Source organism: Ramlibacter sp. (genome assembly GCF_035627355.1).
GTDB lineage: Bacteria > Pseudomonadota > Gammaproteobacteria > Burkholderiales > Burkholderiaceae_C > Ramlibacter.
In genome coordinates, this window is record NZ_DASPLW010000052.1 from 16155 (window position 1) to 27865 (window position 11711).

Here is an 11711-nt window from a genome sequence, read left to right on the forward strand (position 1 = left end):
ATGACCACTTCCGTGTCCCCCCAAGTTGCCGTGATCGGCGCCGGCGTCGTCGGCACCAGCATTGCCCTTGCCCTGCGCCGCCGCGGCGCCGAGGTGCTGCTGGTCGACCGCGACGAGCCGGGCCGTGGCTGCAGCTACGGCAATTCCGGCGCGATCAGCGCCGCCTCCATCGTGCCGCTGGCCATGCCCGGCGTGCTCGCGTCCGTGCCGGCCATGCTGCTGGACGACGAGAGCCCGCTCTACCTGCCCTGGCGCTACCTGCCGGCCGCGCTGCCCTGGCTGCTGCGCTTCGTGGCGTCGGCCCGGCCGGCCGCCGTGCAGGCAGCGGCCGCGCGGCTGGCCGAGCTGCATGCCGGCGCGCTGGACGCCCACGAGGCCATGGCGCGCGAACTGGGCGTGCCGGAGCTGTTCCTGCGGCGCGGCCACCTGCACCTCTACCCCGACGAACAGGCGCTGGCCAAGGACGCCACCGGCTGGCGCATGCGCGAGGCGGCCGGCTTTCGCGTCGAGCGGCTGGACCGCGCCGGAATCGAGGCGCTGGAGCCGGGCGTGTCGACGCGCTACCGCATCGGCCTGTACCTGGCCGACCACGCCACCATCCTGAACCCGCTGCGCTACGTGCAGGCCATGGCGAGTGCATTCGTGGCCGGCGGCGGCGAGGTGCTGCGGGCCGAGGTCACAAGCCTGGCGCAGGGGCCCGGTGGCTGGCAGCTGCGCACCGCGGGCGAGGCGGACGCCCGCGCCTTCCAGCATGTGGTGGTGGCCGCCGGCGCCTGGTCGCGCGGCCTGCTGGCGCCGCTGGGCGTTCCGCTGGCGCTGGAGAGCCAACGCGGCTACCACGTGCAGTTCACGGGCGGGCGCGACGTCGTCTCCCGCACCGTGGTGCTGGCCGATCGCAAGGTGTTCGTCACGCCGATGGAGCAGGGGCTGCGGATCGGCGGCACGGTGGAGATCGCCGGCCTGCGCGCGCCGCCGGACGAGCGCCGCGCGGCCGTGCTCGGTCGCATCGCGCGCGAGAACTTCCCCGCCCTGCGGGACCTGCCGGCCCAGACCTGGATGGGGCACCGGCCCTGCATGCCGGACTCGGTGCCGGTGATCGGCCCGGCGCCGGGCCACCCGGGGCTGTGGCTCGCGACCGGGCACGGCCACCTGGGGCTGACCCAGTCGCTGGCGACGGCACGCCGGATCGCCGACGCGCTGCTCGGCTGACGACCGTCAGAGCAGGCGTCTGAGATAGCGCCCGGTGTGGCTGTCCGGGTGCGCCGCGATCGTCTCCGGCGTGCCCGCGGCCACCACGGTGCCACCGCCGTCGCCGCCTTCCGGCCCCATGTCGATCACCCAGTCGGCGGTCTTGATCACGTCCAGGTTGTGCTCGATCACCACGATGGTGTTGCCGGCATCGCGCAGCTGGTGCAGCACCTTGAGCAGCAGGTCGATGTCGGCGAAGTGCAGCCCGGTGGTGGGTTCGTCCAGGATGTAGAGGGTGCGGCCGGTGTCGCGCTTGGACAGTTCCAGCGCCAGCTTCACGCGCTGCGCCTCGCCGCCGGACAGGGTGGTGGCGGCCTGGCCGAGCTGGATGTACGACAGGCCGACGTCCAGCAGCGTCTGCAGCTTGCGCGCGATCGCCGGCACCGGCTTGAGGAACTCGTGCGCGTCCTCCACCGTCATGTCCAGGATCTCCGCGATGTTGCGGCCCTTCCACTGGACCTCGAGCGTCTCGCGGTTGTACCGCTGCCCCTTGCAGACGTCGCAGGGCACGTACACGTCCGGCAGGAAGTGCATCTCGACCTTGACCACGCCATCGCCCTGGCAGGCCTCGCAGCGGCCGCCGGCCACGTTGAAGGAGAAGCGCCCGGGGCCGTAGCCGCGTTCCTTGGCCAGGTTGGTCTCGGCCATCAGCTCGCGGATCGGGGTGAACAGGCCGGTGTAGGTGGCCGGGTTGCTGCGCGGGGTGCGGCCGATCGGCGACTGGTCGACGTTGATCACCTTGTCGAAGTGGTCGATGCCGTCGATCTCCTCGTGCGGCGCCGGCTCCAGGTGCGCCCGGTACAGGGTGCGGGCCACCGCCGCATACAGCGTGTCGTTGACCAGGGTGGACTTGCCCGACCCGGACACGCCGGTGACGCAGGTCAGCAGGCCGACCGGGAACTCCACGGTCACGTCCTTGAGGTTGTGGCCGCGCGCGCCGGCGATGCGCAGTCGCTGGACCTCGCCGGGTTTGCCACCCGGCATGGGCAGCCAGGCATGGCGCTTTTTCGGCACCGGGATCTGCAGCGTCCCGGCCAGGTAGCGCCCGGTCAGCGAGTCGGGGCTGTCCTGCACGTCCTGCGGCGTGCCCTGGGCCATCACCCGGCCGCCGTGGATGCCGGCGCCGGGGCCCATGTCCACCACGTGGTCGGCGGCCCGGATCATGTCCTCGTCGTGTTCCACCACCAGCACGCTGTTGCCCAGGTCGCGCAGGTGCTGCAGGGTGCCGATCAGGCGGTCGTTGTCGCGCTGGTGCAGGCCGATGCTGGGCTCGTCCAGTACGTACATCACGCCGGTCAGGCCGGAGCCGATCTGGCTGGCCAGCCGGATGCGCTGGGCCTCGCCGCCGGACAGCGTCTCGGCGCTGCGGTTCAGGCTGAGGTAGTTCAGCCCCACGTCGTTGAGGAACTTCAGCCGCACGGCGATCTCGCGCACCACCTTGGCGGCGATCTCGGCCTTGCTGCCGGCCAGCGCCAGCCCGTCGAACCAGGCCTGTGCCTCGCGCAGGGTGGCGCTGCCGACCTGGTGGATGGTGCGGGCCTGTTCGCCCTCGCCGACCCGCACGTGCCGCGCTTCCGGGCGCAGCCGCGTGCCTTCGCAGTCGGGGCAGGGCTGCAGGCTGCGGTAGCGCGCCAGTTCCTCGCGCACGGCAGGCGAGTCGGTCTCGCGCAGGCGCCGCACCATGTTCGGGATCACGCCCTCGAACGGGTGCTTGCGCGTGACCTTGCGGCCGGCCGAGGCGCCCGACTCCATCACGTAGTTGAAGCGGACCTCCTCCTCGCCGGTGCCGTGCAGGACGGCCTGCTGCACCGCCGGCGGCAGGTTCTCGAAGGGCTCGTCGACGCTGAACTTGTAGTGCCGCGCCAGGCTCTCGATCATGCTGAAGTAGTAGGGGTTGCGCCGGTCCCAGCCCTTGATCGCGCCGGAGGCCAGCGACAGCGAGGGGAAGGCCACCACCCGCTGCGCGTCGAAGAACTCCAGGCAGCCCAGGCCGTCGCAGGCCGGGCAGGCGCCCACCGGCGAGTTGAAGGAGAACAGGCGCGGCTCCAGCTCGGCGATGGACCAGTGGCAGATCGGGCAGGCGAAGCGCGCGTTGAACAGGTGCTCGCGGCCGCCGTCCATCTCCAGCGCGACCGCGCGCCCGTCGGCCAGGCGCAGCGCGGCCTCGAAGCTCTCGGCCAGGCGCTGCTGGGCGTCGGGCCGGACCCTGAGCCGGTCGATCACCACGTCGATCGCGTGCTTCTCGTTCTTCTTCAGCCGGGGCAGCCGCTCCGCCTCCACGATCTCGCCGTCGATGCGGAAGCGCACGTAGCCCTGGGCCTGCATCTGGGCGAACAGCTCCTCGAACTCGCCCTTGCGCTCGCGCGCCACCGGCGCCAGCACCATCAGCCGGGTGTCGGCCGGCAGTGCCAGCACCGCGTCCACCATCTGCGACACCGTCTGCGACGACAGCGGCAGGCCGTGGGTGGGGCAGTGGGGCGTGCCGGCGCGGGCGTACAGCAGCCGCAGGTAGTCGTGGATCTCGGTCACCGTGCCCACGGTGGAGCGCGGGTTGTGGCTGGTGGCCTTCTGCTCGATGGCGATCGCCGGCGACAGGCCCTCGATCAGGTCCACGTCCGGCTTGTCCATCAGCTGCAGGAACTGCCGGGCGTAGGCCGACAGGCTCTCGACGTAGCGCCGCTGCCCCTCGGCATACAAGGTGTCGAAGGCGAGCGAGGACTTGCCCGAGCCCGACAGGCCGGTGATGACCACCAGCCGGTTGCGCGGCAGGTCCAGGTCGACGTTCTTCAGGTTGTGCGTGCGGGCCCCGCGGATGGCGATGCGCTGGTCCTGCAGCGAGCGCGCGAGGTACTTGCCTTCGTCGGGAGTGTTCAACGGCTGGGCGTGGGAAGGGGAACCCGCCATGATAGGCCTGCGCTGCGGCCGGGCCGGCCCTTGCCTGACAATGCAAGCCTCGCCGGCCGGCCCGCGGCCGCATCCCGGCACCCCTGCTTCCCCCAAGTGACTTCAGTTCCCGCTCCGACCATCCACCGCATGACCCCCGACGAGCGCCGCGCCAGCGGCTCGCTCTCGCTGGTCTTCGCCGCCCGCATGCTGGGGCTGTTCCTGGTACTGCCCGTGTTCGCGCTGGAGGCGGCCCGCTACCCCGGCGGGGACGATCCCGTCCTGGTCGGGTTGGCCATGGGCATCTACGGCCTGACCCAGGGCGTGCTGCAGATCCCCTATGGCATGGCCTCCGACCGCTTCGGCCGCAAGCGGGTCATCCTGCTGGGCCTGCTGGTCTTCGCCGCCGGCAGCTTCCTGGCGGCCGCGGCGGGCGACGTGTTCTGGCTCATCGTCGGGCGCTCGCTGCAGGGCGCCGGCGCCGTCTCGGCGGCCGTCACGGCCCTGCTGGCCGACCAGACCCGCGACGAGGTCCGCACCAAGGCGATGGCGCTGGTGGGCGCCAGCATCGGGCTGATGTTCGCGATCTCGCTGGTGGCCTCGCCGGTGGTGGCGCGCTGGATCGGGCTGTCGGGCCTGTTCGCGCTGACCGGGGTGCTGGCCCTGGCCTGCATGGCGGTGGTCGCCTGGTGGACGCCGCCGGAGCCGGCCGCCCACGCGGACACGCCCCGGGGCCGGCTGGCCGAGGTGCTCTGGCACGCGCCGCTGTTCCGGCTGAACGTCGGCGTCTTCGTGCTGCACGCGGTGCAACTGGCCATGTGGGTGGCCCTGCCCGGGCTGCTGGTGCAGGCCGGGCTGGACAAGGACAGCCACTGGACGGTGTACCTGCCGGCGATCACCGCCGCGGTGCTGGTGATGGCGGCTACCCTGTTCCCGTTGGAGCGGCGTGGCTACCTGCGGGCGGTGTTCCTGGCCTCGATCGGGCTGCTGCTGGCGGCCCAGGCCGGCTTCGCGCTGCTGGCCGACCGGCCCTCGGCGTGGCCGCTGGGGCTGGTGCTGTTCGTGTTCTTCATCGGCTTCAACGTGCTGGAAGCCACCCAGCCCAGCCTGGCCTCCCGGCTGGCACCGGCGCATGCGCGCGGCGCCGCCCTCGGCGTCTACAACACCCTCCAATCGCTGGGCTTCTTCGCCGGCGGCGCGGTCGGCGGCTGGCTGGCCAAGCACGTTGGGGACGCGGGCCTGTTCGCCGCCTGCGCCGGTGCGCTGTTCCTCTGGCTGGTGGTGGCCTGGCCCATGCGGGCCCCGGGGCGCTCGTCGTCGGCCGAACAGGTGCTGGCCGACGAGGCCGAGGCCGCGTGAACCCGCCGCTGAAACCCACATAATCGCCCGAACTTCCGGAGGAACACCGCCATGGCATCCGTCAACAAAGTCATCATCGTCGGCAACCTCGGCCGCGATCCCGAAATGCGCACCTTCCCGAGCGGCGGCCGCGTCTGCAACGTGACCATCGCCACCACCGACAAGTGGAAGGACAAGCAGACCGGCGAGGCGCGCGAGCACACCGAGTGGCACCGGGTGGTGTTCAACGACCGGCTGGCCGAGATCGCCGGCGAGTACCTCAAGAAGGGCTCGCAGGTCTACGTGGAAGGCAGCATCCGCACCCGCAAGTGGACCGACCAGCAGGGCGTCGAGAAGTACAGCACCGAGATCCGGGCCGACACCATGCAGATGCTGGGCCGCCGCGAAGGCATGGGCGGCCCCTCGGCCGGCGACGACTACGAAGGCGGCGGCGAGCGCCGCGCGCCGGCCTCCCGTCCGGCCCCGGCGCCCCAGCGCGCCCCGGCCCCCAAGTCCGCGTCCGGCTTCGAGGACATGGACGACGACATCCCCTTCTGAAGACCGGCCGGCCTGCCCCGCGCAGGCTGGTGTCGCACGCCGCCGTGAAAGGCGGCCACCCCTGCTGACCTTGTGGCGACCCGGCGTGCCTCGCGCGCCGGTACCGCGATCCATGGTCTGATGGCCGCTTTCGCCATCGGAGGGATGCATCCATGGAAACGCGGCTGACGCGCAAGCTCGGAATCGAACTGCCCATCGTGGGCGCGCCCATGGGCGGCGCGGCCGGCGGCCGGTTGGCCGCGGCCGTCAGCGCGGGTGGCGGCCTGGGCCTGATCGGCGGCGGCTACGGCCAGGCCGACTGGCTGGAGCGCGAGTTCGCCGCTGCCGGCGACGCCCGCATCGGCGTCGGCTTCATCACCTGGTCGCTGGCGCGCCAGCCCGGCCTGCTGGACCAGGCACTGGCGCATCGGCCGGCCGCCGTGATGCTGTCCTTCGGCGACCCGGCGCCCTTCGTGCCGCGCATCCGCGAAGCCGGTGCGCAGGCGATCTGCCAGGTGCAGACGCTGGCCATGGCACGTGAGGCGCTGGCGGCGGGCGCCGACGTGCTGGTGGCGCAGGGCAGCGAGGCCGGCGGCCACGGCCTGCAGCGGTCCACCTTCACCCTGGTGCCGGAGGTGGCCGACCTGATCGCCCGCAGCGCGCCCGACACCCTGCTGCTGGCCGCCGGTGGCGTGGCCGACGGCCGGGGCCTGGCCGCGGCGCTGATGCTGGGCGCGGACGGCGCGCTGATCGGCTCGCGCCTGCTGATGAGTCCGGAGTCGCTGTGGCCGGCCGGCCTGCAGGAGGCGGCGGTGGCGGCCGACGGCGACATCACCGTGCGCAGCCGGGTGCCCGACCTGGCCCGCCGCTACGTCTGGCCCGCCGGCTTCACGGCGCGCATCCTGCACACCGGCTTCGCCGCCCAGTGGCACGGCCACGAGGAGGAGCTGGTCCGGCCGGAGGTCCTGGACCGGGAGGAGGCGCGTTACTGGCGTGGCGTCGCGTCGGGCAACCCGGACGACACCTGCGTCATGGTGAGCGAGGCAGTGGGCCTGATCGGCGACGTGGCGCCGGCCGCGGAACTGGTACGCCGGATGGCGGCGCAGGCGCGCGAGTGCCTCAGCGCTCGGCCGCGGCGATGACCCCGCCGCCCAGGCAGACCTCGCCGTCGTAGAGCACGGCCGACTGCCCCGGCGTCACGGCCCACTGCGGCTGCGGGAAGTCCAGCCGGAAGCCGCCGTCGGCACCCGGGGCCAGCACGCAGGGCGCATCGGCCTGCCGGTAGCGGGTCTTGGATCCGTAGGTCCCGGCCGCCGGTGCCCGTCCGGCGATCCAGCTCGCATCCTGGGCCTGCAGCGCGGCCGACTGCAGCCAGGGGTGGTCGTGGCCCTGCACCACCCACAGCGTGTTGGCGGCCATGTCCTTGCGCGCCACGAACCAGGGCGCATGCTCGCCGCCGCCCTTCTGCGCGCCCCTGGGCTTGATGCCGCCTATGCCCAGCCCCTGCCGCTGCCCCAGCGTGTAGAACGACAGTCCCTGGTGCTGGCCGATCACGCGGCCCCGCTCGTCCTTGATCGGGCCGGGCTCCTTGGCGATGTAGCGGTTGAGGAATTCGCGGAACGGCCGCTCGCCGATGAAGCAGATGCCGGTGGAGTCCTTCTTCTTCGCATTGGGCAGGCCGATCTCGGCCGCGATGCGCCGCACCTCGGTCTTGCGCAGCTCGCCGACCGGGAACAGGCTGCGGGCCAGCTGCGCCTGGGTCAGCCGGTGCAGGAAATAGCTCTGGTCCTTGGTCTCGTCCAGGCCCTTGAGCAGCTGGAAGCCGTCGCCGGCCTCGCGCACCCGGGCATAGTGGCCGGTCGCGATTTTCCCGGCGCCGAGCCGCATGGCGTGGTCGAGGAAGGACTTGAACTTGATCTCGGCGTTGCACAGCACGTCCGGGTTGGGCGTGCGGCCGGCCTGGTACTCGCGCAGGAACTCGGCGAACACCCGGTCCTTGTACTCGGCGGCGAAGTTGACGTGCTCCAGCTCGATGCCGATCACGTCGGCGACGGCGGCCGCGTCCAGGAAGTCCTGGCGCGAGGAGCAGTACTCGTCGTCATCGTCGTCCTCCCAGTTCTTCATGAAGATGCCGACGACGTCCCAGCCCTGCTGCTTGAGCAGCCAGGCGCTCACGGCGGAGTCGACCCCTCCGCTCAAGCCGACCACCACCCTGCGACTGCTGCCCATGGGGCGGATTATCCCGGGGCGGTCCTTCTCCCTGCCCAAGCAGGGATCAGGCCGGGCGCGCGGCGCCGGCGTGCATGGTCACCAGCGACAGTGGGTAGCGCACGCCGGCGAGGTAGTCCTCGATGCAGCTAAGCACCGAAGGGCTGCGGTGGCGGCCGCGGCTGGCGCGCACCTCGTCCGGCGTGAGCCACAGGACCCGCACGATCCCGGCGTCCAGCGCCCGGCCGGGCACCGGCTCGCCGACCCGGCCGCAGAACGCGAAGCGCAGGTAGGTCACGTCCTCCTCGCTGCCGGGACGCTCCGCCCGCGCGAGGTAGATGCCGACCAGCGCCGTCGGCTCGAAGGGATGGGCGGTTTCCTCCAGCGCCTCGCGGGCGCAGGCCTGCGCCGGCGATTCGCCCGGGTCCAGGTGGCCGGCCGGGTTGTTCAGCCGGAGGCCGTCGCGGGTCTTTTCCTCCACCAGCAGGAAGCGGCCGTCGCGCTCGATGATGGCTGCCGCCGTGACGTTGGGTTTCCAGCGCGTGTCCATCGCGCCGATTATTGGGTCAGGTCTCGTACTCGTCGGAGCCCTGCACCCAGATGAAGGACTGCACGTCGATCATGTCGCGCGCCCGGAACGCCGGGCGGCGGTCGAGGTCGCGGCGGATGATGGCGCCGAACGTCAGCAGCCCCTGGTAGACCGGCCAGGACGGCTCGGCCCGGTAGCCGAAATCGAAGCCGTAGTTGCGGGCCGCCCGGCGCGTGACCCTGGGCTTGAGGAACAGGTGCCGGTCCGGGCGTGCGATGAAGCCGAACACCGTGACCACCGGCCAGGTGAGCACCCGCGCCTCGCGCTTGGGCAGGTCGGCCACCGCCTGCACCCAATCCTCGAACTTGCGCTGTGCCGGCCCGCGGCCGTACAGGAAGGCGTACAGCTCGTGCGCGAACAGGCGCGCCCCGGCCGGCGTGCGCAGCGCGTCGCGCAGCGCCATCTTCTCGAAGGAGAACAGCAGGTTGGTGCGCGATTCGATCCGGATCGCGGTATCAGCGATCTGGCGGAACTCGCCGCGGGCGAGCAGCTTGCGGAATTCGGCCGGCCCCAGCTCCGCCTGCCATTCCAGGTGCGCCCGCTCCTTGTAGGCGCGCTCGGCGATCAGGTAGGTCTCGTCCTGGAAGCCGTCCGGGTAATAGAGCTCGAACTTGCGCCGCGCCCGTGCGGCGCCCAGGTAGCAGACGCCATTGGCGCGGGCGCCGGTCAGGGGGGAGGAGAGGAAGGCGGGGCGTGGCATTCGGGCAGTTTTTGATTCCGCACGAGCTCATCGGTGTGGGACGCCACCTTGCGTCGGTGTAGGACCGCTCCCAGCCCAGCTGGGGCTGGCGACCAGCCTCAGCCGCGTGATTTCCGAGGGCGCCGCCACCCGCTTGGGCGGCCCCCAGTAGCCCGTGCCCCGGCTGACGTAGACCCACAGCCGGCCCATCCGGTGCAGCCCGGCGGTGAACGGCTGCTGCAGCCGCACGAAGTAGATCCAGGGAAAGAACTGGCCGCCATGGGTGTGGCCGGACAGCTGGAGGTCGAAGCCGGCCTGCTCGGCCGCCGCCGCCGTGCGCGGCTGGTGGGCCAGCAGGATGCGCGCCCCGGCGTGGGGCGGCGCGCCGGCCAGCGCCGCTGCCGGGTCGCTGCGGTGCGCCGGGTCGAAATGGTGCGCGCTGTAGTCGGGCACGCCGGCCAGCACCAGCGTGCCGCCGTCGTGCTCGATGACCACGTGTTCGTTCAGCAGCACCCGGATGCCCATGCGGCGCAGCTCGGCCAGCCAAGGGGCAGCGCCCGCGTAGTACTCGTGGTTGCCGGTGACGAAGAAGCTGCCGTGGCGCGAGCGCAGGCCGGCCAGCGGCGCCACGTGGGAGCCGAGCTCGTGCACGGGGCCGTCGACGATGTCGCCGGTGATCGCCACCAGGTCGGCCTGCAATCCGTTGACGCGCTCGACGATGCGTTCGACGTAGCCGGCGCGGATGGTCGGGCCCACGTGCAGGTCGCTGATCTGGGCGATGGTGAAGCCCTCGAGTGCGGGCGGCAGTCCGGCGATCGGCACCTCCACCTGCTTGATGCGGGCCGTGCGCCGCGTGTTGAGCAGGCCCAGGGCGGTGAGCGCGAGCGCCAGCAGCGGCACGGCCTCGGCCGAGGTGCGCAGCCAGGCCGGCGTCGCCACGCCGGTTCCCCAGGCGACCAGCGACAGCAGGTCGCGCGCGAGCGTCAGCACGAACAGCGAGGAGAACAGGCCGAGCGCGAACAGGCCGGCGGTGGCCAGCCGGTCGGACCGGGGCGGCCGGGCGAAGCGGCGCGCCATCAGCCCCATGGGAACCAGCACGGCCGACAGCAGCAACCAGGACGCCAGGGCGCCGGCGGCCGTCGAGGCGAGCGCCGGCAGCAGCCGGAGCGCGATCAGGCCGTGGAGCAGGGCGGAGAGGAGGAACAGGCGCACGGGCGGCAGCGGCGGAGGGGAAGCCGCTCAGGTGGGGTCGGGCGTCCCGCCTTCCAGAGTGGCGCTGCAGAGTTCAGGTAAGCTTGAACCAACCCTTACAACCTCACCGAAAGCGAGGAGATCGCCATGCAGATTGGCGTGCCCGCCGAAACGACGCCGGGCGAAACCCGTGTCGCCGTGACGCCCGAAACCGCGAAGAAGCTCAAGGCGCAGGGTCACACGCTGCGGGTCGCATCGGCGGCCGGCCTGGCGGCCAGCGCGACCGACGAGGCCTACGTCGCCGCCGGTGTCGAGATCACCGACCAGGCCGGCGCGCTCGGCTGCGAACTGGTGCTCAAGGTGCGCCCGCCGCAGGAGAACGAGCTGGCGGCGATGAAGCCCGGCAGCACGCTGGTCGGCATGCTCAACCCCTTCGATGCGGACGGGCTGCAGCGCATGGCCGCGGCCGGGTTGACCGCCTTCGCGCTGGAGGCGGCGCCGCGCACCACGCGGGCGCAGAGCATGGACGTGCTCAGCTCGCAGGCCAACATCGCCGGCTACAAGGCCGTGATGATCGCGGCCGACCGCTACCAGCGCTTCTTCCCCATGCTGATGACCGCCGCCGGCACGGTGAAGGCCGCGCGCGTGGTGATCCTGGGCGTCGGCGTGGCCGGCCTGCAGGCGATCGCCACGGCCAAGCGGCTGGGCGCGGTGATCGAGGCGTCGGACGTGCGCCCTTCGGTGAAGGAGCAGGTCGAGTCGCTGGGCGCCAAGTTCATCGACGTGCCCTACGAGACCGCGGAAGAGAGGGAAGCGGCCGAGGGCGTGGGCGGCTATGCCCGGCCCATGCCGCCGAGCTGGCTGGAGCGCCAGAAGGTCGAGGTCGCCAAGCGGGTGGCGCAGGCCGACGTGGTGATCACCACCGCGCTGATCCCGGGCCGACCGGCGCCGGTGCTGGTGACCGAGGAGATGGTGAAGTCCATGAAGCCGGGCTCGGTGATCGTCGACCTGGCGGCGCCGCAGGGCGGCAACTGCCCG

At 72.2% G+C, this 11711-nt stretch carries 10 protein-coding genes; 5 read left to right on the forward strand and 5 right to left on the reverse strand.

Annotation, left to right across the window (positions count from 1 at the left end):
* Entirely contained in the window at positions 1-1209 is a 1209-nt protein-coding gene (locus VEC03_RS13430) for an FAD-dependent oxidoreductase (RefSeq protein ID WP_324915975.1), read from the forward strand.
* 6 nt (positions 1210-1215) lie between these two features.
* On the opposite strand, the gene uvrA is transcribed toward VEC03_RS13430, so the two are convergent.
* Entirely contained in the window at positions 1216-4152 is a 2937-nt protein-coding gene (gene uvrA, locus VEC03_RS13435) for an excinuclease ABC subunit UvrA (protein WP_324915977.1), read from the reverse strand.
* A 129-nt stretch (positions 4153-4281) separates the two neighbouring features.
* Here uvrA and VEC03_RS13440 point away from each other — a divergent pair, with 129 nt between their 5' ends.
* From VEC03_RS13440 to VEC03_RS13450, 3 genes are all read left to right on the forward strand, one after another.
* Positions 4282-5490, forward strand: coding sequence for an MFS transporter (locus VEC03_RS13440; protein WP_324915978.1), 1209 nt, complete (start codon positions 4282-4284; stop codon positions 5488-5490).
* A gap of 51 nt (positions 5491-5541) precedes the next feature.
* The gene (gene ssb, locus VEC03_RS13445) at positions 5542-6027 is read left to right on the forward strand and encodes a single-stranded DNA-binding protein (protein WP_324915979.1); all 486 of its coding nucleotides are present in this window, start codon (positions 5542-5544) and stop codon (positions 6025-6027) included.
* Positions 6028-6179: 152 nt separating this feature from the next.
* Positions 6180-7148, forward strand: a complete 969-nt coding sequence (locus VEC03_RS13450) for a nitronate monooxygenase (protein WP_324915981.1) — start codon at positions 6180-6182, stop codon at positions 7146-7148.
* Here the strand turns inward: VEC03_RS13450 and mnmA are convergent.
* Genes mnmA through VEC03_RS13470 form a run of 4 tightly spaced genes read right to left on the reverse strand, consistent with a single transcriptional unit; the run spans position 7126 to position 10694 of the window.
* Complete coding sequence (mnmA, locus tag VEC03_RS13455; RefSeq protein ID WP_324915982.1) at positions 7126-8235, reverse strand: tRNA 2-thiouridine(34) synthase MnmA; 1110 nt, start codon at positions 8233-8235, stop codon at positions 7126-7128. The two genes, VEC03_RS13450 and mnmA, sit on opposite strands and share 23 nt — an antisense overlap.
* 46 nt (positions 8236-8281) lie before the next feature.
* Entirely contained in the window at positions 8282-8764 is a 483-nt protein-coding gene (locus tag VEC03_RS13460; RefSeq protein ID WP_324915983.1) for an NUDIX hydrolase, read from the reverse strand.
* A gap of 16 nt (positions 8765-8780) precedes the next feature.
* On the reverse strand, positions 8781-9503 hold the full coding sequence (locus tag VEC03_RS13465) for a hypothetical protein (protein ID WP_324915985.1): 723 nt from the start codon (positions 9501-9503) through the stop codon (positions 8781-8783).
* Between the two features lie 27 nt (positions 9504-9530).
* On the reverse strand, positions 9531-10694 hold the full coding sequence (locus VEC03_RS13470; RefSeq protein ID WP_324915986.1) for a metallophosphoesterase: 1164 nt from the start codon (positions 10692-10694) through the stop codon (positions 9531-9533).
* Between the two features lie 126 nt (positions 10695-10820).
* Between VEC03_RS13470 and VEC03_RS13475 the strand changes: the two genes are divergently transcribed.
* Positions 10821-11711, forward strand: an 891-nt coding sequence (locus tag VEC03_RS13475; RefSeq protein WP_324915987.1) for an NAD(P) transhydrogenase subunit alpha, incomplete at its 3' end; no start/stop codon positions are given.

Bases quoted from the DNA above. Each gene is read 5' to 3' on its own strand.
- mnmA (WP_324915982.1), bottom strand. From the start codon at position 8,235: ATGGGCAGCAGTCGCAGGGTGGTGGTCGGCTTGAGCGGAGGGGTCGAC.
- VEC03_RS13465 (WP_324915985.1), bottom strand. From the start codon at position 9,503: ATGCCACGCCCCGCCTTCCTCTCCTCCCCCCTGACCGGCGCCCGCGCC.
- uvrA (WP_324915977.1), bottom strand. From the start codon at position 4,152: ATGGCGGGTTCCCCTTCCCACGCCCAGCCGTTGAACACTCCCGACGAA.
- VEC03_RS13440 (WP_324915978.1), top strand. From the start codon at position 4,282: ATGACCCCCGACGAGCGCCGCGCCAGCGGCTCGCTCTCGCTGGTCTTC.
- ssb (WP_324915979.1), top strand. From the start codon at position 5,542: ATGGCATCCGTCAACAAAGTCATCATCGTCGGCAACCTCGGCCGCGAT.
- VEC03_RS13460 (WP_324915983.1), bottom strand. From the start codon at position 8,764: ATGGACACGCGCTGGAAACCCAACGTCACGGCGGCAGCCATCATCGAG.
- VEC03_RS13430 (WP_324915975.1), top strand. From the start codon at position 1: ATGACCACTTCCGTGTCCCCCCAAGTTGCCGTGATCGGCGCCGGCGTC.
- VEC03_RS13450 (WP_324915981.1), top strand. From the start codon at position 6,180: ATGGAAACGCGGCTGACGCGCAAGCTCGGAATCGAACTGCCCATCGTG.